The organism is Edaphobacter flagellatus (genome assembly GCF_025264665.1).
Lineage (GTDB): Bacteria > Acidobacteriota > Terriglobia > Terriglobales > Acidobacteriaceae > Edaphobacter > Edaphobacter flagellatus.
Genome location: NZ_CP073697.1, coordinates 3,526,447 through 3,545,154 on the forward strand (window position 1 = coordinate 3,526,447; position 18,708 = coordinate 3,545,154).

Genomic DNA, 18,708 nt, shown 5'->3' on the forward strand with positions numbered 1-18,708 from the left:
CTTTTCTGCGAATTCGCACTATGCCAGAGTATGCGTAAATGTGATAGCGTTATAAGTCTCATTTATGGTAGGTGCAGAAGGAGACGCTGATGTTTGGGTTGACCGCAGAGCAGGAGCAGCTGCAAAAAGAGGTTCGTGCCTTCGCTGAGCGTGAAGTGGCACCGCATGTTTCAGAGTGGGACGAGAAGAGCGAGTTCCCGCATGCAGTCGTCAAAAAGCTGGGCGAGATGGGCTTGCTTGGCGTGATATTTCCTGAAGAGCTCGGTGGCGCCGGTATGGGCTACGTCGAATATGTGCTTGCTATCGAAGAGCTGTCGCGTGTGGACGGAAGTGTGGGTATTATCGTCGCGGCACACAACTCTCTCTGCACAAACCACATCATGCTTGCAGGCAATGACGAGCAGCGCAGTCGGTGGATTCCTAAGCTTGCCAGTGGCCAGTGGCTTGGCGCGTGGGGACTCACCGAACCCGGCTCAGGCTCTGATGCCGGAGGCGCAAGAACCACTGCGGTCAAGCGTGGTGACAAGTGGGTGATCAATGGCTCGAAAACGTTTATCACCAATGGAAGCTACGCCAACTGCGCTGTTGTTCTTGCTGTGACCGACAAGGAGAAGGGAACCCGCGGCGGGATCTCGGCTTTCGTCGTCGAACGCGGTACGCCGGGTTTTCGTTCCGGTAAGAAAGAGAACAAGCTCGGCCTGCGTGCCAGCGATACAGCAGAATTGATCTTCGAAAACTGCGAAGTGCCGGAAGAGAACCAGATCGGCAAGCCGGGAGATGGGTTTAAAGATGCCATGCGCGTGCTTGATGGTGGGCGCATCTCGATTGCTGCGTTGAGCCTCGGCATGGGCCGCGGTGCGCTGGACTCTGCCATGAAGTATGCGCAGGAGCGTAAACAGTTCGGCAAGGCCATCAGCGAGTTTCAGGCTATCCAGTTCAAGCTGGCCGACATGGCAACCGAACTCGACGCAGCGTGGTTGCTGACCATGCGTGCGGCGCATATGAAGGACAAAGGCCAGAAAGTGACTCTGGAGTCGGCAATGGCCAAGCTCTACGCGAGCGAAGCTGCATGCCGCATCTGCGATGAAGGTGTGCAGATTCACGGTGGCTATGGCTTTATTAAGGACTACCCGGCTGAGAAGTTTTATCGTGACGTCCGTCTCTGTCCCATCGGCGAGGGAACCAGCGAAATTCAGCGTATGGTCATCGCTCGCGAGCTGCTTGGGAAAGCTCCTAGCCGCGGCTGAAAGAAAGGACTACTTCGACACGACTAAACTTCGAAGTTCTCCCACTGCTCACGAACGCGATCGATAAGGTCGTCAAATCCGGCGGACTTGCGGATGGACGCCAGCAGAGGGTCCCAGCGGCTAATCATCGGGTAGTTGATAAAACCCTTCAGGCGAGCTTTTTCAAGCCATTCGACAGCGTGTTGCTCGTCGCCAAGGATGGCATAGCACTGAGCAATATTCCAGGAGTAGTGTGGGTCGCATTCCGCGATCTGGCTTAGCTCCTGCGTCAAAGAGCGATCAAGGCTATCCCGGTCTCCAGTGAGCGCAGCCTGCATGACAATGCCCAACTGCGAGAAGAAGTGGCCGGGGTGCATCTCGTCGATGGCGCGGAATTGTGCGATTGCATCCTCATCACGCCGCAGCAGAGCGAGGATCTGTCCGCGGCACCAGAGAAGCATGGCGTTGGAGGAATCCAGCCGGATAGCGTCGTCAAAGGATGGAAGAGCGTCCGCAAACTCTCCCCCCATGAGCGAGAGCAGGCCGGGGATAAAGCGATAGACTGGCGTGAGCGGGTCTATCTCAAGGATACGTCTTGCCAGAGGCATGGCAGCATGAGCCTTACCGCTGAGTCCGCAGACAGCGGAGTACCAGCTCAATGTGTCGGAGTCATTCGGGTTGGCTGCGATAGCCCGCTTCAGCAAACGCACTGCAAGCTGGCTGTCGCCTTCCTGAACGCTGATCAGGCCAAGAAGACGGTAGGCATGTGCCGATTCAGGATCAAGCTCAAGGGCTTCATTGGCGCATTCTCGTGCTTTGGCAAGATAGGATACATCCGATGAGATGCCCGCGTTGATGTATTGCCAGTAGACTTGCCCCTTGGCTGCAAGAAGAAGCGCATTCTTGCCGACAATCGCTTCGCCGGTTTCGAGATACTCAAGAGCGCGGGTCAACGCGTCGGCGGAGTAGTTGAGGATCTCGTGCTTCGCCATCAGGTAATAACGGTATGCTTCGACGTCTGGGAGCGGTCTTGCAAGCATATGTTTGTCCTCGGCGGGAGTGAGCTTGATCTTGAGCGAAGAGACGATCTGGCGAGAGATATTTTCCTGGATCGTAAAGACATCGTCCATCGTGCCGGTGAACTTTTCAGCCCAAAGAAGAGATTGATTCAGCGGATCGACCAGTTGGGCCGTCACACGTATCTTCGTATCGCCATTGCCAGAATTCTGTCCTAATCGCACCGAGCCTTCGAGCACGTAACGAACATTCAGGTCATTGGCAATCTTCTGCAGAGGTTCTCGCGTTCCTTTGAGCTGCATGGCAGACGCACGGCAGATGATCCTCAGTGAGTGAACACTGGAGAGATCTGTGATGATCTCGTCTGTAAGGCCATCGCAAAAATAATCGGCGTCTTTTTCGTCACCCATGATGGTGAAGGGAAGCACGACGACAGAAGGTGTATCAGCACTTCCGCTGTAGTCCACCATCAGCGTAGGTAGCGTCACGGTATAGTGCGATCCCGATGAGGTGAGTGTGCCGAGTGCTGCAATAAACTCAGCGGCGTCCTGGAAGCGATCCTCAGGAGACTTCATGAGTGCCCTGTCGACTGCTTGCCGCAGACTACCCGGAAGATCGGAGCGGAAGTTACTTATAGGATGGGGTGTCGTCCGAAGGATGCCTTCAAAGACGGTGTATGGATTATCGCCGGGGAAGGGAAGCTTCCCGGTAAGCATCTCGTAGAGGCAGACCCCGGTTGCCCACAGATCGGTGCGTTGATCGATCGTCTTCGAAAGCACCTGCTCTGGAGCCATGTAGTTGATTGTTCCGACAATGATGCCGGTCTCTGTAAGAGAGCGCTGAATATTCGGGCGTCTGGCCAAGCCAAAATCGACGATCTTTACCTCGCCGCTGGGGGAGATGATCAGATTCGATGGCTTGATATCACGATGAATAATGCCCTTGCTGTGCGCATGCTGCAATCCAGAAAGAATCTGCGTTGCGATAATAGACGCAGAGACTGCTTCCAGTGGACCGCGGCGGATTTGATTCGCGAGCGTCTCCCCTTCGTAGTACCCCATGACGAGAATGATCTGGCCGTCCGGCAGTTCCTCAATGTGATGGATACGGCAGATGTTTGGATGATCGAGAACTGAGGCGGCGCGGGCCTCTTCGAGCAGGCTATGCTTCTGCGTGTCGTCGGCAAGAACAGAGGAAGAGAGGCTCTTGAGAGCGACGGTGCGATGCAGCAACATATCTTCTGCTTTGCATACAACACCCATCGCCCCGACACCAAGCTGTTCGAGGACTCTGTAGTGCGAGATGATCTGGCCTTCAACCATAAACCGGAGAGAGTGCTTCGAGTGTACTCTTCGAAGCCGTGTGCGCTTCCATCAACTCTTCGAAGACGGATGCGACTGCATCGATCGTGTGGAATGCGCTTAATGCAACATACTCCTGATGTTCGGCCGTGAGGAGCATCTTGTCGAGCGTTTCGTTGAGTTCCGCAATATGATGCGGATCATTATCGGCGTGCTCCATCAGGCATCGAAATGCGGTTGCCGGAAGGCCGGTGCGTCGTTGGATAGCTTTAAGCTGCGAGGCGATGGGCGGCTTGCCCTCCAGCACAATCAGGTAGCCGAAAACAGCGACAGGATGCATATTCAATGCCCAGAAATACTGGGCTCCCAGCAGAGAGACGACGGAATCAAGGGGCATCGCGATGGCAACGTCTCGCGGTGATATTCCGAGCGTTCCAATGTCATCCAGCAACCATGCGTCATGGTCTTGTTCTTCGATGATGTGTTCTTCGAGGTAGGGAACCAGGACCGCTGCAACGGCATCGTCATCAAGAGAGGCTGCGCGATCACGCGCTACGCGCATCAGCGTAATTCCACCCTGCATCACTCGATGGAGTTGCACCAGAAAAGGAGGCACAAGCTCCGCCAGGTCTGGATGTGTCCAGAACCTATTGCTCGCAGCGTTGAGTCTGGGCTCTGCCAGACGGATTTTGCTCCAGAGAAGTTCGCTGTTTGAGGTGGGCATCATGTACGCAACACGTAGGGGGAGGGCATCCTGCCGGCTCAACGTTTAGAGCCGGCGGAGGGGATTGTCGCAATCGGTACTAGACCGGGAAGTTTGGAGCCTGATCGTCGCCGCCAGCGGCGGGAGATGCAGCCGCAGTAAGCGGTCCCAGCTTAGAGCGCAGCTTGATCAGAGTCTTGACCTCGGTAGGACTCAGTTTGTTGATGGCCTTGTGATTGTGTTTGTCGACGTTATGCGGCAGGATAACGCCGCCTGCGACAAGGCGCTCGATATTTGATTTCTTTGGAGCCGCCTTCTTAGCGGAAGCTTTCTTCGCGACAGTCTTCTTGGCAGGTGACTTTTTTGCGGGCACTTTCTTTGCAGGCACGAGTCGTTCTCCTTGATCGGAACAAGTACCGAACGGCGATTAGGCCGTCGGGAACAGCAATAAAGCCAATGAAAAGCTTGCGCCAATTGTATACGTCAGTTGGTAAAGGATGGTGACCGTGTCCAATAAGTCACAAAGATTGCCACGAAGGGAGATTGTTATCTCTGCCCGGCAAAGATTACTTTGCCGTTTCCAGAATAGTGGAGGAGCGATTCAGCGCATCGGTGAGCGCTCCCAGTTGTGCCTGGGCTCGTAATGCGTCTGGAGCGCTGATCGCTTCATTGACTCCTGGAATGACGACGGCAGCATAACCGGTATACTCGCCCGGGGCATAGATTAGGTGCTTATACCACGGCCGATGCGGCAGCCCTGCTTCACTTAGAAGAGCTGTCTCCGCATCGCGCAACGCCTTATTCATACCGGCTGCATTAGTCGAGGGCGTCGCCTGGCGTGTTCGGACGGTTGTCCCCGCCGCTTCGAATCGCCTTGCAGCGGTAAGTGCTGGTCCGAAGTCCAACGTGAGCTTGGCGGAGTTGGCCTGCTTCTGCGCAGCTTCAAGATAGCCAACGATCTCCTTGCCGTAGACCTGATAGTCATACGGCAGTACATCGGCATCCGCCATATGCAGAATCTCCAGGCCGAAGACACGTGCCTGCTGTTGCTCATACACAAATGTCGGATCGGCAAACTTCACGAACCAGTTGTAGTTATCGAACACCGAGTGATAGACCCCATAGGGTCCTTCCGAACCGATATCAGTCGACGGCACGCCAAGGTGCTGAATAAACGGTGTGTAGTCCGAGCCGGAGCCAAGATTTCCGACACGAACTTCGTTCTCTGTGTCGGCGTTCGCGTGCCCAGCCGCTGCTGCACGGCGATCCACCTCGGCCAGCTGCGTGCTCTTCCATTGATCGTAGACCGTGCCGCCTTTGGGAGAAGGAACCTGCTTTGCGACCTCACGGACGAACTGCTTAAGCGACGGGACGGCAGCAGCTTTAAATTCAGAGCCAGAAACGCCCACATCCGTATTGAAGTAGGCTACTGCGTGCGCAAGTCGCGCTGCATTGTCTTCCGCCCATTCGGTAGAGCCGATCAGCCCTTCTTCTTCCGCGTCCCATGAGCCGATTACAATCGTGCGCTTTGGACGCCAGCCCTGTTTCAGCAGCTCGCCCAGGCCATGCACTGTCTCCAGCATCGCAGCTGTGCCGGAGTTAGGGTCAACGGCTCCGTAGACCCATGCATCGCGATGATTTCCTGCAATCACCCAATCATCCTTCTGCGCCTTGTCGGTTCCGGGTATGACGCCAATAACGTCCCAGATGGTTCGATCGGCGATGTCCTGTTCAAGGTGCATGTGGACCGTCACCTTGCCCGTGTTGCTGCCACCGAGGTGATAGGTGAAGGGGAGCGCTCCTTGCCAGGCGCGGGGAGATTCCGGACCGCCCAGTGCCTTGAGAATCGGCATCGCATCCTTATAGGAGAGCGGGTTCGCCGGGATGTTGGCTTCATTCCCCTTCGGGTCCACACGCTTCGACTGAGCAAGATCTTCGGTCGAGGCGAAGCCTGGCGTCTCGGAATCGCCTGGATAGATGGGGAGAAACTGCACCGAGCCACGCTGCACGGCCGTCTCTGGACGGAAGGGGCCTTTCGGATAAACGTCGCCGCGGAAGTAGCCGTCATCGGCGGGATCCGAGTAGATCAGAACTCCCTTGGCTCCGAACTGCTGCGCGATGTAAACCTTCACGCCGCGAAAGTTCCCGCCATAGCGGACGAGAACAATCTTGTCCTTGACGCTGACACCCAGATCGGCGAGCTTCTTGAAGTCCGCGAGCGTGCCGTAGTTAGCGTAGACCACTTCGGCGGTTACGTCGCCTGAAGGCGAGGACCCGTTGAAGGCAGGCAAGACACGGGGGTCGTCCTGAAAAGGATCGCCGCCGTATTTTTTCGGATCAACGTGCTCTGGTGTCGGCCCCGACATCAGCTTCTTGCCGTTCTCGTCGAAGGCCTCGATCTCAATCTTGATCGGCTTATTGAGCCTTACTTTATACGGGACGATCTTCGTATCGAGACCGGCGGCCTTGAACTTATCGGCGACGTAGACGGCGGTTGCATAATCTTCCGGCGAGCTGGCCCAGTGGGGGGCTGCCGTGAGTGTTTTCAGGTGCTCGCCTGCCAGCTTTGCGTCGGGAACTGCCAGAAAAGCAGCATCCCACTTTGCCTGCTGCGAGAAATCGCGATAGCCGAAGACGTGAGATGTTTGGGCCGAAGCAGAGAGAGTCGCAACGATAAGAGAGCAGGACAGAAAACGGACAGCGCGCAAGAGCAGACCTCTTCAAGGAATGTGGCTAGAGTACAGCATTCTGCGCGCTGGGCACAGAATGCCGTACTCCCTTGAGATGGCCTAAGCGACAGGCTGGCCGCAGAATTTGCAGCGGTGAGCTCCGACGGGAATATCGGAGAGGCACTCCGGGCATGCCTTGGTGGCTGCTGCTTCAGGGCCTTTAAGGCGGGTCAGAAGCTTCTGCACCGGCAGGACGAGGAAGAAGTACACCACGAAGGCGATAAGCAGGAAGTTGATGCAGGCCGTCAGAAAGCTGCCGTATTTGATGGGCGTTGTTCCGACAGTAAAGACAAGAGCAGAGAAGTCGGGTTTGCCTACGACTGCTGCGATGAGCGGCATGATGACGTCATCTACTAACGATTTGGTAATCGCAGAAAAAGCTCCGCCGATAATTACGGCGACTGCCAGATCGATAACGTTTCCCCGAAGTATAAAGTCGCGAAAGCCTTTGAGCATCTGTTGTTATCCCTCCGAGAGGATTTGGAATTGAACGGAGTCTATCATTGGCAGGCAGGTACTTAGGGACAACATTTCGTAACGATGTCTAACTAGTGCGCTGTCAACCACAGCGCGTAAGGGTACAGCAGGAAAAACAGGATCATGCTGATGGCCATCAGATCCATATAAACCAGCAGGACGACGCCGCCGTGATACCAGCTCCAGCGGGTCTTCATGCAGCGAAGATGGTCGATAGTTCCGGCGATGGTCGCCAGCACAGGCAGAACCAGATAGGGATTTGCCCGGTTGTTGGGAAAGTCGGAGAGTCGCATGGCGACTCCCAGACTGAAAAGTACCAACAGGGCTCCCCGCAGAAGAGACCGGTTGCGCGGGTTGAGGATGCGGGGAACCACAATGGACTCCCTAAGCCGTTGTCAGCTCCGGCTTCGCCGTCTCGAACATCTCGCGGATCGACTGCTCATAGGGAGCGCGCAGCACGCCGTGCTCCGTGATGATGGCGGTGATGTATTTGGCTGGCGTGACGTCGAAGGCCGGGTTTTGGATGGCGGCTCCGTTGGGTGTCATCTGCTTGCCGTTCGAGTGCGTGACCTCGGTGGCCGAGCGCTGCTCGATTGGGATCTCATCGCCATGCACCGTGGCGACATCGATGGTGGAGAGAGGAGCGGCAACGTAGAACGGAATGCTATGCTCCTTGGCAAGAACGGCGACGGAGTAGGTGCCGATCTTGTTGGCGGTGTCGCCGTTGGCGGCGATACGGTCGGCGCCGACGATGACGGCCTGGATCTTGCCCTGGCGCATCAGCGAACCGGCCATGTTGTCGCACAGAACGGTGGTGGGAATGTTGTCATGCAGCAGCTCCCATGCAGTAAGACGTGCTCCCTGCAGGTAGGGTCGCGTCTCGTCGGCGTAGACGTCGATCTTGTGGCCACGCTCGACAGCAGCGCGGATGACGCCGAGCGCCGTACCGTAACCGCAGGTGGCGAGAGCGCCGGCGTTGCAGTGGGTGAGGACGGTCCCTTCCTGCGGAAGAAGGGCTGCTCCATGTGCTCCCATTTGCTTGCAGGCGGCGATGTCCTCGTCGTACATCTGCTGCGCTTCCTTAATGAGGGCTGCTTTGATCTCCGGGATGGAAGCTCCTGCCGTGGCGAGCGCGCTGTACTTGTTGCGCATGCGCTCGATGGCCCAGAAGAGGTTGACGGCGGTGGGCCGCGTCTCGGCGAGGGTCTTCGAGATGAGCGCAACCTCTTCGTTGAGGTTGGAGATATCGGTGGCCTTCGACTGGCTGACGCCGAGGGCAACGCCCATCGCTGCCGAGACGCCGATGGCAGGCGCGCCGCGAACGATCATGTCGCGGATGACGGTTGCAACCTGCTGGTAGTCGGTGGCGAGGACGTAGGTTTCCTCTAAGGGAAGCTTGGTTTGATCGAGGAAGTTAACGCCGTTCGGGAGCCATTCTAGGGTGGGAATCATGTCTCTACTAGTTTACCTTTTAGCCGCGTCGAACGCCTCTATAGGCCACGAAAGAGGAATACACGTCTCATGGCTGTTTCAAGGCAATATGCGCGGCGCGGACGTCGTTCGCGGTGAAGAGGGCGTGGAACGGCGCGTGTGGGACTGCGGCTTCGATGTTGGCTCGGCCACCTTGTTCGCGATCGACGAGGCAGAGGACGCCGATGACGTTCATGCCGGATTCCTGCGTGGACTCAATGGCGGTGATTGTTGAGCCGCCTGTGGTGCAGACATCGTCGACGATGACGACGTGCGCGCCGATCTTGTGGAAGCCTTCGAGGCGGCGTCCGGTTCCGTGCATTTTTTCGGCTTTGCGGACGAGGAAGCCGTGAACCAGCTCGTTGTCGTGCGGCGGGCGGTTGTGGTGGTGCTGGTGGAAGTGCCATGCGCTAGCCGAGGCCGTGTTCGAGACGAGCGGGTCGGCTCCCATGGTGAGTCCGCCGACGGCTTCGGCCTGAGGGAAGTGCTCGCGGATGAGATCGTAGAGAAGCAGGCCGGAGAGGCGGCCGCCTTCGGCGTGCAGCGTGGTGGTGCGGCAGTCGATGTAGTAGTCGGACTTCTGGCCGCTGGCGAGAGTGAAGTCGCCGAGGCGGAAGGAGTGGGTCGCGATCAGATTCAACAGGGCGGTACGGTTGTCGGTGGACATGGTCTCGGTCGATTGTAGATGAGGGTACCCCCTCCCCCCTCCTTCTTTGTAAGATACTTAGTTTCAACCGTTTACACGATTTGCACAGGGTAAAATATTCGATTGAAAGGGTTTATGGGTCAAAATATTGATTCTAAAGGGGAAGGCCTCCGGCTTTGGGCAGGAGGCCTTTTTTCTTTGATCTGTTTCTATTGTAGCGAATGACCGATAACTGATCGGCAACTTTGGGCGGGTTTGTTTGATGTCCGTAAGCTATTGATGTGTCGATTGTTATCTCGGTTTTGGTGGCTGGAGTGGGATGGCGTGGGGCTTGACAGGTATTTCACTCAGGGCCGGTCGTGAAGTTCCTGGCCCTGGCTCCGTTTTAGAGATGAAAGACTCGATCCGCACCCCAGACGAGACCAAGCGTGATGACGGCGATGGCGATTTCGCCGATGGCTCCTACGATGAAGGGACGGAGGCCTTGTTTGCTGAGATCGCGGAAGCTGGTACGCAGGCCTACTCCGGCGAAGGTGAGCAGAAAGGCCCAGCGGGAGAGATTGCCGAGTGCGAGAAGGCCAGGCTTTGAGAAGAATCCAACTGTGGCGAGTAAAGAGATCAGCAGAAAGCCGAGGACGAATTTGGGGAACTTGCTCCACAGGAACGCCGCTTTGTTCTGGACTCCTGCAGCCTGTCCTTTGGATGCCCAATAAAGGGCGTAGCCGAGAACGACAAAACCGATGAGGGCGTTGCGGCAGGTTTTGGTGAGGACCGCGACCTTGCCTGCGGCGTCGGAATAGAGTGCGCCTGCGGCGGCGGTTTCTGCCGTGTTATCGACGGCGAGCCCGGTCCAGACACCATACGCATGATCGCTGAGGTGAAGTGCGTGGCCGACGATGGGGAAGATGAAGAGCGAGATGGCACCGAGAGCGAGGATGGCGGCGATGGCGTAAGACGAGTCTTCTTCGTCGGCTTCGATGGCTCCCTGGGTGGCAATGATGGCGGAGACGCCGCAGACGGATGCACCGACCGAGAGTAGTGAGACAAGCTTTGGGGCGAGGTTGAAGCGTTTGCCGAGCCAGGTCATGAAGGTGAGAGCCAGGGCGATCTCGACGAAGACGAGAAGAAGAGAGATGCCGCCGAGTTTGGCGATATCGCCAAGGATGAAGCGGGCACCAAGGAGGACGATTCCGGTTTTGAGCCAGAACTCGTAGGTGGCTACACCGCGGCGAAAGATCTCAGGAACGCCGATGGTATTGGCGATGACGAGGCCGATCAGAATGGCCCATAAAACGTACTCGATATTGGGCAGAATAAGATGATGGGCCTTGCCATAACGGGCGATGAACTGCTCGATAAACTTGCCGCCATATCCGACGACGGCGAGGAGAAGAATCCCGGGAAGCAGGCCAAGGAAGCCAGTCAGACCGGCGGGTGCCGTGGAGAGGTCTTTGGCGAGAGGTGCTGGAGGGACAACGGCGTTGTTGGCTGACATGGTTTCTCCGGTCCCTTTACCAGGGCACAACTTTGAGGATTCCGAAACGAACGAGAAGAGCCAGCGCGAGGGAGAGCAGCACGGCCCAGGTATCTGGGGAAAGTCGGCGAGAGGCTGACATAGGAGTGTGTCCTGTAGATAGAAGCGCACGGAAGATATCCGTGGCGCTGGGTTTAGGTTGGGAACGGGAATTGAGGAGGGGTCAGTAGCGACAACAACAATGGAGAGGTACGGCAAGGAGGGAAGATTGGAGATGGGTGCGCATACCTGCTTAGCTTGTATCACTGGTCTGCGAGCTGGGCAAGGGGTTTGCTGTGACGAAAAATCGCGAGTGGACCCGAAGTTTCCTCGACTCCACTCGACGCGCCTTGCGTGCTCCGTGGCCCTCGGAATGGCACTACATGCAGTTGGGCTTTAGTGCAGGCCGAGGTGAGCCTGCATGCCCTCGAGCGTCTGTCCCTTGGTTTCGGGGTAAAAGATGAGGACGGTGAAGAACTGCACGACCATCATGGCGGCGAAGAAGGCGAAGGGCATCGCCTTGGAGTAGGCGGCTACGTAGGGGAAGATGTTGGCGATGATGCCGTTGGCGATCCAGTGTGAGGAGGAGCCGAGGGACTGTCCTTTGGAGCGGACGTTGGTGGGGAAGACTTCGGAGAGATAGACCCAGATGACGGCTCCCTGCGAGAGGGCGAAGGAGGCGATGAAGAAGACGAGGAAGGGCAGCAGGAGATGGAGGTGCGAGTTGGTGTGGAAGACCCAGGCAACGCCGGAGAGGGCGAGGCAGGTGCCGACGGCTCCGATGAGGAGGAGAGGCTTGCGGCCAATCTTGTCGATGATGGCGATGCCGATGAGGGTGAAGACGAGGTTGGCGAGTCCGACGAAGACGGCCTGCACGTTGCCGGAGACGGAGCTGAAGCCGGCGAAGCCGAAGATGTCGTTGAGGTAGTAAAGGATGGCGTTGATGCCGGAGAGCTGGTTGAAGAGGCCGATGGAGACGGCGAGGAAGATCAGTTTGGCGTAGCGCGACTGGAAGAGCGAATGCTGGGCGGTTCCGCCTTCGGCGCGGATGGAGGCGGCGATGGCGTCGACTTCGGCCTGCGAGTCGGGTGAGCCGAATTCGGCGAGGATGCGGTAGGCCTCGTCGAGGCGGTTTTGCGAGATGAGCCAGCGCGAGGAGTGCGGCACGGTGTAGAGCAGCGCCATGAAGAGCATGGCGGGCAGGACGCCGACGCCGAGCTGGACGCGCCACTCGATCGCGCCGAGCGCGAAGTGCGCGACGACGGCGTTCGACAGGTAGGCGAGCAGGATGCCGATGACGATGTTGATCTGGAAGAGGCCGACAAGGCGTCCGCGCCACTTGGCCGGGGCGAGTTCGGCGATGTAGACGGGGCCGAGGACGGATGAGCCTCCGATGCCGAGTCCGCCGAGGAAGCGGAAGAAGAGGAAGGTCCACCAGGGACCGGCGAAGGCGCAGCCGAGAGAGGAGATGACGTAGAGCACAGCCATGATGCGCAGCGCGGCGCGGCTGCCGATCTTCTGGCCGAGAGGCCCGGCGAAGATGGCCCCGAGGACGGTGCCGTAGAGCGCGATGGCGACGGTGAATCCTTTTTCGCCTTCTGTGAGCGCGTAGTGAAGCTGGAGCGAGTGCGTGACGCCGGAGATGACGGCGGTATCGAAGCCGAAGAGCAGGCCTCCGAGGGCTCCGGTAAGAGCGCTTTTGGCGAGGAGGTAGAAGGAGCGGTTCTGTGAGCTCATGCGTTTGATGGCGAGGGTACATGGTTGTGGGGCGGTTGTCGATTGCCGTGGCGCGGCGGGAACGCCGAGTTTCTTGCGCCACACAGGATCTCAATGTAGTGTCGATGCGAGGGTCGGCTGGATGGCAATCTTTCTATTCTTCGTGATGCTTTGTGTGCTGGTTGCAGGCCTGGTTTTGCTGGTGCGTGGCACGGTCAAGAAAAGTAAATGGGGAATCAATATACAAGCTGTTGCGTGTCCTCGGTGCCATGCTGCGTTGCCGCAGATTCGTAAGCCTACTTCGTTCAAGCAAGCGATGTGGGGAGGCAGCTCATGCCAGAGCTGTGGGGCGGAGCTGGATAAGTGGGGCCGGGAGATCGGCAGAGGGTAACAGGCGGGAAATCCTGCTCGCAGATGCTGCGACTACACTTCCGTGGTCGCTTCAGGCTTTAGTTGAAACGCAGGCTTTGGCGCGGTCGAGGAGCAGGGCTTGTTCACGTGCGTTGCGGGTGAGGGAGGCGGCGCGCTCGAACTCGGCGCGAGCTTCGTCGAATCGGTTGAGCTTGAAGAGGAGGTCGCCGCGGACACTGGGCAGCAGGTGGTAGCCCTTGAGTGAGGGTATTCCTGTCAGGGTGTCGACGATGGCGAGTCCGGCGGCGGGCCCTTCGGCCATCGAGATGGCGACAGCGCGGTTGAGCTCGATGATGGGCGACGGTGCTGTGAAGTTGAGCTGCAGGTAGATCTGGGAGATGCGCGTCCAGTCGGTGTCTTCGGCAGTGGCGGCGCGTGCGTGGCAGGCGGCGATTGCGGCCTGCAGGACGTAGGGACCGGGCTGGGTGTTGGATGATGCGAGGAGATTTTCCGCAGCGGTGAGTGCGGCGAGGCCGCGGCCGATGAGGAGCTGGTCCCAGCGTGTGCGGTCCTGGTTGAGGAGGAGGATGGGCTCGCCGGTGGGGCTGATGCGCGCGTGAAGGCGCGAGGCCTGAATCTCCATGAGAGAGACGAGACCGTGGACTTCGGGTTCGTCGGGGGTGAGCTCGGCAAGGATGCGGCCGAGGCGGAGTGCGTCTTCGCAGAGTGCGGGGCGTGTCCAGTCGTCGCCTGCGGTGGCGGCGTAGCCTTCGTTGAAGACGAGGTAGATGACCTGGAGGACGGAGGCGAGGCGCGCGGTGAACTCGTCGCCGCGAGGGACTTCGAAGGGAATCTTTGCGTCGCTCAAGGTGCGTTTGGCGCGGACGATGCGCTGGGCGACGGTGGGTTCGGAGAGGAGAAAAGCGCGGGCGATCTCGTCGGTAGTGAGGCCGCCGAGAAGGCGCAGCGTGAGGGCGACGCGCGATTCGGCCGAGAGGATGGGGTGGCAGGAGATGAAGATGAGGCGGAGAAGATCGTCGGCGACGGGGGAGTCGATGGCGTCGTTGATGTCGTCGGGGGTGAGCTGTCGGGTTCCGGTGAGCTCGTAGCCGAGCTGCTCGTGTTTACGGTCGAGGAGCTTGTTGCGGCGCAGGTTGTCGATGGCGCGGTGCTTGGCAGTGGCCATGAGCCAGGCGCCGGGGTTGTCGGGAATGCCGGCCTGGGGCCAGCGCTCGAGTGCGACGACGAGGGCGTCCTGGGCGAGATCTTCGGCTAGGCCGACGTCGCGGACGATGCGGGTGAGCGCGGCGATGAGACGCGGGGATTCGATGCGCCAGATGGCGTCGATAGAGCGATGAATCTCCTGCGTCGGTTGGCTGTCGGCGGCTTGCGGCATCACGAATGATGAGAGCATCTTCGGTGGCTGAGGTGCAAGGCGGGCTGTGAATCGGATGCGAATGATTTTTACGAGATTTACAACGGAAGTGTCGATTTCGGGTGTTCTCAAACGACATACTGGTAGGCGCTGGATGCGCCAGAGAGAGAGGATCAAGGATGAAGCTAATGACCTATGTCAATTACTCCGGCAACTGCGCGGAGGCGTTTCGTTATTACGAGAAGCATTTGGGCGGGAAGCTGGTCTTCATGATGACGCATGGCGAGTCGCCGGTTCCGCAGCCGGATCTTGGAACGGACTGGAAGGATGCGGTGCTTCATGCGCGGATCGATATTGGGGGGACTCCGCTGCTGGGTGCGGATATCCCAAAGGCCGAGCCGATGCGGAGTGCTTATCTGACACTGAATGTCGACAGCAATGAGGAGGCGGAGCGTATCTACGCGGCGCTCTCAGAAGGCGGCGAGATTTTTATGCCAATCCAGGAGACGTTCTTTGCCTTCCGGTTTGCGATGGTGCGGGATAAGTTTGGAGCTTCGTGGATGATCCTGCGCGAGCGTCCGCCACAGTAGGTTTTATAGAGTTGATTAAAAAACAAAGGCACGGCTTATACCGTGCCTTTGTTTTTTAGCTGGCCGCGATTATTTGCGGATAGGAAGCAGTGCGCGGACGCGGAGGTTGCGCAACCAGAGGCCAGCCCAGAGGACGATGCCGATGTAGACGGTAACGAGGCTGGTGGAGACGGGTTGGCCTCCACGCAGGCAGATAGCGGTCGCTCCACCGAGATAGCCGGTGAGAAGAACATTGCCGAGGAACGAGGTGGAAGGGAAGAGATAAATCAGGACGCAGAAAATCTCAAGGATGCCGAGAGCGTGTACGTGCTCGGGTGGGAAAAGGGGCGGAGGTGAGCCTGCGGGCGGAACGTAGATGAACTTCATGAGGGCGGTGAAGAGCATGAGGAGTGCGGAGAGCGCGGTGAGAACGTAGCCGGTGTAGAGCGCTCCCTTTGCCGCCGGTGGCTGCGATGGCCCCTTAACGATGGGAAAGAGGCTGCGGAGGTTGGCGTCGCGGAGCCAGATGCCTCCCCAGATGAAGAGAGCGACATAGATGGGAAAAAGGATGTGGGAGAAGAGCGGGTTGCCGACGCGCCAATGAATCGCGATCGCTCCGCCGAGATAGCCGGTGAGGAGCACGGCTCCGAGGACGGTTGTGGCAGGGATAGCATAGAGCGCGATGCAGACGAGAGCGATCACACCGAGTGCGGGTGTGAGCTGCATGGGAAATTGAAGCTGCTTCTGTGCCTCAACGACCTGCGGATTGGTGGTGAACTTGAATCCGGCGTCCATCAGGAAGAAGAGGATGGAGAGCGTGGTGAGGGCGTAGCCGGTGTAGAGGCGGGCTTTCGATGGAGAGCCTGTCTGGATGTCGACCGTCATGTTGTTTTCTCCGTTTTGGAGGATGTGTGATGCAGGGTTTGTGGCGAGGCAGCGAAATGCGGTGGTGTCCTCGACTTCGCTGCGCTCACCCGGAATGACACTTTTGAAGCGGTACAGATGTAGATGAGTGGCTTAGTTTGGCTTGCGTGCGGCGAGTTCGGCGCGGAGGCGCTCTTCACTCTCACGTAACTTGTGTGTGACCTCGTCACCGAAGTCTTCGAGCTCGAAGACCTGGCGGATCTCGATCTCGCTCTCTTCGTTGAACGGGTTAGGGCAGCGCTTAACCCAGGCGATAGCTTCGTCGAGCGACTTGCACTGCCAGATCCAGAAACCGGCGACGAGTTCTTTTGTCTCGGCGAATGGGCCGTCGTGAACGGTGCGCTTGTCGCCGCTGAAGGTGACGCGCGCGCCCTTGGAGCTGGACTGGAGGCCTTCGCCGGAGAGCATGATGCCGGCGGCGGCGAGCTCTTCGTTGAACTTGCCCATGGCTTCGAGGATCTTGGCGTCGGGCGTGCCTCCGGCTTCGGAGGTGGGGGTGGCTTTGATGAGGATGGCGAAACGCATCTTTTGTTGCTCCTTATTTTCTCGGTTGCGGTGAAATGGTATTCGGTTGCAGCGCTCTCAGGAAGCGCGTGAGCCGGGATGGTGAGGCTGCATCTCGGGGAACCTGCCGAGCTCTTTCTGGACGTCGTCGGGAAAATCGGCGAACTCCTGTACCTGACGAACCTCGATGGTGTCGTTGCCGAGGACGGGGCAGCGCTTTGCCCACTCGATGGCTTCTTCGCGCGAGCGTACCTGGATCATCCAGTAGCCGCCAAGAACTTCTTTGGCTTCGATAAAGGGGCCATCGATGACGTGAGGCTTGCCTCCGTCGAAGGTGACGCGCGCGCCCATCGAAGGAGGGTGCAAGCCGTCGAGCGAGAGCAGCACACCGGCCTTCCTGAGGGATTCGTTGTACTTCATCATGGCGGCGACGGCCTCAGCAGAGGGCATCGCGCCGGGTTCGGCGCTCTCGTAGCCTTTGGGGATCATGAGCATCATGAATCGCATGGTGTTTCTCCGTGTGGATAGTGATTAAAGCGTGGCGGTGTCGCAGGCCGGTTGGTCGTAGAGGGTGAGGATCTTGACATCGCCGCCGCCGACGATCTCGAGGAACTCGTGAGCTTCGGCGATGGCCTCGCGCATGGAGTTCAGCTTGAAGATGGCGAAGCCGCCGACGATCTCCCTGGCTTCGGAGAAGGGACCGTCGGTGATGGAGAGCTTGCCGCCTGTGAGATTGACGAGCGCACCCTTGGAGCTGGGCAGACAGCCTTCGGTGGAGATCAGCTTGCCTTCGGCAAACTTTCTCTGGATGAGCTCGCCCATCTTCTGCATCATCTCGGGGGTGGGCGGTGCGCCGGCTTCAGAGGCTGCGGTGTCGGCGGGGCGGGAAATCATGAGGAAGCGCATTGTTTCTCCTTTGGGTGTAAATCGTTGTTCGGGACGATCGTGGCACGAAGACCGGGTTCGTCCGCTCTTACCTATACGTCGAACGGAGTCGGTCGATATCGACACGCCCGTGAAGTTTTTCTGGAAAATTATTTCGAGCGGTGCGATCGCGGTTTGTGAGCCAGCCAGAAGCGCAAGGCCATAGATGACGACAAATGTAGTGAAAGCGGACCAGTTGCTTGAGCGCATGGTGTCCCTCCCGTTGGAGCTTCACTACTATGTCGAACGGGAAGGTGCCGGATCGACACGCTCGGAAGATTTTTATTGCTGAGTGGCTAGACGGTCTGAAGCTTGAGGAGTCTTTCGGCGTCGGCGGCCATGGTCTTCGAGGCGTGCAGGGTGAGGGGCTCGGCGCAGTCGGCGGGGAAGTCGGAGGCTTCGACAACCTGACGGATTTCGGCCTGGGCGTCGACGACGCCGGTGAGGGTGGGGCAGCGGCGAGCCCAGCGAATGGCTTCTTCGAGGGAGGGGACTTCGATGACGATGAAGCCGGCGATCACTTCCTTGAGTTCGGTGAAGGGACCGTCGACGACGGTTTGTTTGCCCTGCGAGGCAACGATGCGTGCGGATTTGGCGGTGGGGCGGAGCCATTCGCCAGCGACGAGGACTCCGGCGTCGCGCATGTCCTGGTAGTAACGGCCGATGGCGGCGAGGAGGTTCTTGTCGGGGAGAGCGCCGGTCTCCATGTTGGCGTCGGATTTGCGGATGATCATGAAGCGCATGGGAACTCCTGGTGGTCGATTGTACTAGCGCGACTCACGAGCATCGAGTCTCTTCCTAAGAAAGTGAGCCATGCTAGCCTTCCAAAGAATGACGACCGAGCAGAAGAAATTTCTTGAAGGTAGATATAGGGAGGCAGTAGCTGAACAACCAGAGTTGAAGCCGCTGAAAGCACTTCTTCTTCGATTTGGTGGAATTTTCCTTGTCGCTCCTCCAAAACCAGATCCTGACATAACCCTATTGCTTGAGTCAGGCTTTCTTATGCATGGGCGGGTAGTAACAAAACCCATGAGATCAAGTATGTGTCACCAAAATGTTGCTGCTGTTTGGAAACGACGTAAGCCACGAATTGTTGGCATTGCGACAGGTTATGCATTGACCGAGGATGGCCTTTGGCGCCAACATTCTTGGGGCATCCTACGCGATGGAATGCTCGAAACGACTTGTGAACGGGAGAAATATTTCGGCGTTCTATTACGTGGTGCCGAAGCAGATCATTTTGCCGAATCTAACCCTTATTGA

20 protein-coding genes are annotated in these 18,708 nt (G+C 58.2%); 4 read left to right on the top strand and 16 right to left on the bottom strand.

Going from position 1 to position 18,708, the window contains the following annotated elements:
* The first annotated feature begins 89 nt into the window (after nucleotides 1–89).
* Nucleotides 90–1,247, top strand: a complete 1,158-nt coding sequence (locus KFE13_RS14710; protein WP_313900652.1) for an acyl-CoA dehydrogenase — start codon at nucleotides 90–92, stop codon at nucleotides 1,245–1,247.
* A gap of 23 nt (nucleotides 1,248–1,270) precedes the next feature.
* Here KFE13_RS14710 and KFE13_RS14715 read toward each other — a convergent pair whose 3' ends face one another.
* The 10 genes from KFE13_RS14715 to KFE13_RS14760 all read right to left on the bottom strand — a co-directional run bounded on the left by KFE13_RS14715 (nucleotide 1,271) and on the right by KFE13_RS14760 (nucleotide 12,819).
* On the bottom strand, nucleotides 1,271–3,565 hold the full coding sequence (locus KFE13_RS14715) for a serine/threonine-protein kinase (protein ID WP_260703850.1): 2,295 nt from the start codon (nucleotides 3,563–3,565) through the stop codon (nucleotides 1,271–1,273).
* Nucleotides 3,558–4,271 carry an iron-containing redox enzyme family protein gene (locus KFE13_RS14720; protein WP_260703851.1) on the bottom strand — a complete coding sequence of 238 codons (714 nt, stop codon included), beginning with the start codon at nucleotides 4,269–4,271 and terminating at the stop codon, nucleotides 3,558–3,560. Before KFE13_RS14720 ends, KFE13_RS14715 begins: the two co-directional genes overlap by 8 nt.
* Before the next feature lie 76 nt (nucleotides 4,272–4,347).
* Nucleotides 4,348–4,635 (bottom strand): hypothetical protein, encoded by a 288-nt coding sequence (locus tag KFE13_RS14725; protein ID WP_260703852.1) that lies wholly within the window; start codon nucleotides 4,633–4,635, stop codon nucleotides 4,348–4,350.
* Nucleotides 4,636–4,813: 178 nt separating this feature from the next.
* Nucleotides 4,814–6,955 (bottom strand): M28 family metallopeptidase, encoded by a 2,142-nt coding sequence (locus tag KFE13_RS14730; protein WP_260703853.1) that lies wholly within the window; start codon nucleotides 6,953–6,955, stop codon nucleotides 4,814–4,816.
* Between the two features lie 81 nt (nucleotides 6,956–7,036).
* Complete coding sequence (gene mscL / locus KFE13_RS14735; protein ID WP_260703854.1) at nucleotides 7,037–7,432, bottom strand: large conductance mechanosensitive channel protein MscL; 396 nt, start codon at nucleotides 7,430–7,432, stop codon at nucleotides 7,037–7,039.
* A 92-nt stretch (nucleotides 7,433–7,524) separates the two neighbouring features.
* Nucleotides 7,525–7,827 carry a permease gene (locus KFE13_RS14740; protein ID WP_260703855.1) on the bottom strand — a complete coding sequence of 101 codons (303 nt, stop codon included), beginning with the start codon at nucleotides 7,825–7,827 and terminating at the stop codon, nucleotides 7,525–7,527.
* A 10-nt stretch (nucleotides 7,828–7,837) separates the two neighbouring features.
* Complete coding sequence (gene mtnA, locus KFE13_RS14745; RefSeq protein WP_260703856.1) at nucleotides 7,838–8,905, bottom strand: S-methyl-5-thioribose-1-phosphate isomerase; 1,068 nt, start codon at nucleotides 8,903–8,905, stop codon at nucleotides 7,838–7,840.
* A 67-nt stretch (nucleotides 8,906–8,972) separates the two neighbouring features.
* Nucleotides 8,973–9,590 carry an orotate phosphoribosyltransferase gene (gene pyrE / locus KFE13_RS14750; protein WP_260703857.1) on the bottom strand — a complete coding sequence of 206 codons (618 nt, stop codon included), beginning with the start codon at nucleotides 9,588–9,590 and terminating at the stop codon, nucleotides 8,973–8,975.
* Between the two features lie 364 nt (nucleotides 9,591–9,954).
* A complete protein-coding gene (locus tag KFE13_RS14755) occupies nucleotides 9,955–11,064 on the bottom strand; it encodes a YeiH family protein (RefSeq protein ID WP_260703858.1) in 1,110 nt (369 codons plus the stop codon).
* A gap of 414 nt (nucleotides 11,065–11,478) precedes the next feature.
* Nucleotides 11,479–12,819, bottom strand: coding sequence for a sugar porter family MFS transporter (locus tag KFE13_RS14760; protein WP_260706975.1), 1,341 nt, complete (start codon nucleotides 12,817–12,819; stop codon nucleotides 11,479–11,481).
* Between the two features lie 121 nt (nucleotides 12,820–12,940).
* On the opposite strand from KFE13_RS14760, the gene KFE13_RS14765 reads away from it, so the two are divergent.
* Nucleotides 12,941–13,189, top strand: a complete 249-nt coding sequence (locus KFE13_RS14765; RefSeq protein WP_260703859.1) for a hypothetical protein — start codon at nucleotides 12,941–12,943, stop codon at nucleotides 13,187–13,189.
* Nucleotides 13,190–13,240: 51 nt separating this feature from the next.
* Here the strand turns inward: KFE13_RS14765 and KFE13_RS14770 are convergent, their stop codons facing one another.
* Nucleotides 13,241–14,563, bottom strand: coding sequence for an RNA polymerase sigma factor (locus tag KFE13_RS14770; RefSeq protein ID WP_260703860.1), 1,323 nt, complete (start codon nucleotides 14,561–14,563; stop codon nucleotides 13,241–13,243).
* A 149-nt stretch (nucleotides 14,564–14,712) separates the two neighbouring features.
* On the opposite strand from KFE13_RS14770, the gene KFE13_RS14775 reads away from it, so the two are divergent.
* Nucleotides 14,713–15,114, top strand: a complete 402-nt coding sequence (locus tag KFE13_RS14775) for a VOC family protein (RefSeq protein ID WP_260703861.1) — start codon at nucleotides 14,713–14,715, stop codon at nucleotides 15,112–15,114.
* A gap of 69 nt (nucleotides 15,115–15,183) precedes the next feature.
* Here KFE13_RS14775 and KFE13_RS14780 read toward each other — a convergent pair whose 3' ends face one another.
* The 5 genes from KFE13_RS14780 to KFE13_RS14800 form a co-directional block, all read right to left on the bottom strand.
* Nucleotides 15,184–15,978 carry a DoxX family protein gene (locus KFE13_RS14780; protein ID WP_260703862.1) on the bottom strand — a complete coding sequence of 265 codons (795 nt, stop codon included), beginning with the start codon at nucleotides 15,976–15,978 and terminating at the stop codon, nucleotides 15,184–15,186.
* Between the two features lie 132 nt (nucleotides 15,979–16,110).
* Nucleotides 16,111–16,542, bottom strand: a complete 432-nt coding sequence (locus tag KFE13_RS14785) for a YciI family protein (RefSeq protein ID WP_260703863.1) — start codon at nucleotides 16,540–16,542, stop codon at nucleotides 16,111–16,113.
* A 57-nt stretch (nucleotides 16,543–16,599) separates the two neighbouring features.
* Complete coding sequence (locus KFE13_RS14790; protein WP_260703864.1) at nucleotides 16,600–17,028, bottom strand: YciI family protein; 429 nt, start codon at nucleotides 17,026–17,028, stop codon at nucleotides 16,600–16,602.
* 24 nt (nucleotides 17,029–17,052) lie between these two features.
* Complete coding sequence (locus KFE13_RS14795) at nucleotides 17,053–17,655, bottom strand: YciI family protein (protein WP_260703865.1); 603 nt, start codon at nucleotides 17,653–17,655, stop codon at nucleotides 17,053–17,055.
* A gap of 86 nt (nucleotides 17,656–17,741) precedes the next feature.
* Nucleotides 17,742–18,188: a YciI family protein gene (locus KFE13_RS14800; protein ID WP_260703866.1), complete on the bottom strand. Its 447-nt coding sequence runs from the start codon at nucleotides 18,186–18,188 to the stop codon at nucleotides 17,742–17,744.
* 70 nt (nucleotides 18,189–18,258) lie between these two features.
* Here KFE13_RS14800 and KFE13_RS14805 point away from each other — a divergent pair, with 70 nt between their 5' ends.
* On the top strand, nucleotides 18,259–18,708 hold the full coding sequence (locus tag KFE13_RS14805; RefSeq protein ID WP_260703867.1) for a hypothetical protein: 450 nt from the start codon (nucleotides 18,259–18,261) through the stop codon (nucleotides 18,706–18,708).

Excerpts from the sequence above, each read along its gene's own strand:
- KFE13_RS14710 (WP_313900652.1), top strand. The coding sequence starts at position 90 with ATGTTTGGGTTGACCGCAGAGCAGGAGCAGCTGCAAAAAGAGGTTCGT.
- KFE13_RS14715 (WP_260703850.1), bottom strand. The coding sequence starts at position 3,565 with ATGGTTGAAGGCCAGATCATCTCGCACTACAGAGTCCTCGAACAGCTT.
- KFE13_RS14720 (WP_260703851.1), bottom strand. The coding sequence starts at position 4,271 with ATGATGCCCACCTCAAACAGCGAACTTCTCTGGAGCAAAATCCGTCTG.
- mscL (WP_260703854.1), bottom strand. The coding sequence starts at position 7,432 with ATGCTCAAAGGCTTTCGCGACTTTATACTTCGGGGAAACGTTATCGAT.
- mtnA (WP_260703856.1), bottom strand. The coding sequence starts at position 8,905 with ATGATTCCCACCCTAGAATGGCTCCCGAACGGCGTTAACTTCCTCGAT.
- pyrE (WP_260703857.1), bottom strand. The coding sequence starts at position 9,590 with ATGTCCACCGACAACCGTACCGCCCTGTTGAATCTGATCGCGACCCAC.
- KFE13_RS14755 (WP_260703858.1), bottom strand. The coding sequence starts at position 11,064 with ATGTCAGCCAACAACGCCGTTGTCCCTCCAGCACCTCTCGCCAAAGAC.
- KFE13_RS14760 (WP_260706975.1), bottom strand. The coding sequence starts at position 12,819 with ATGAGCTCACAGAACCGCTCCTTCTACCTCCTCGCCAAAAGCGCTCTT.
- KFE13_RS14765 (WP_260703859.1), top strand. The coding sequence starts at position 12,941 with ATGGCAATCTTTCTATTCTTCGTGATGCTTTGTGTGCTGGTTGCAGGC.
- KFE13_RS14770 (WP_260703860.1), bottom strand. The coding sequence starts at position 14,563 with ATGCTCTCATCATTCGTGATGCCGCAAGCCGCCGACAGCCAACCGACG.
- KFE13_RS14775 (WP_260703861.1), top strand. The coding sequence starts at position 14,713 with ATGACCTATGTCAATTACTCCGGCAACTGCGCGGAGGCGTTTCGTTAT.
- KFE13_RS14780 (WP_260703862.1), bottom strand. The coding sequence starts at position 15,978 with ATGACGGTCGACATCCAGACAGGCTCTCCATCGAAAGCCCGCCTCTAC.
- KFE13_RS14785 (WP_260703863.1), bottom strand. The coding sequence starts at position 16,542 with ATGCGTTTCGCCATCCTCATCAAAGCCACCCCCACCTCCGAAGCCGGA.
- KFE13_RS14790 (WP_260703864.1), bottom strand. The coding sequence starts at position 17,028 with ATGCGATTCATGATGCTCATGATCCCCAAAGGCTACGAGAGCGCCGAA.
- KFE13_RS14795 (WP_260703865.1), bottom strand. The coding sequence starts at position 17,655 with ATGCGCTCAAGCAACTGGTCCGCTTTCACTACATTTGTCGTCATCTAT.
- KFE13_RS14800 (WP_260703866.1), bottom strand. The coding sequence starts at position 18,188 with ATGCGCTTCATGATCATCCGCAAATCCGACGCCAACATGGAGACCGGC.
- KFE13_RS14805 (WP_260703867.1), top strand. The coding sequence starts at position 18,259 with ATGCTAGCCTTCCAAAGAATGACGACCGAGCAGAAGAAATTTCTTGAA.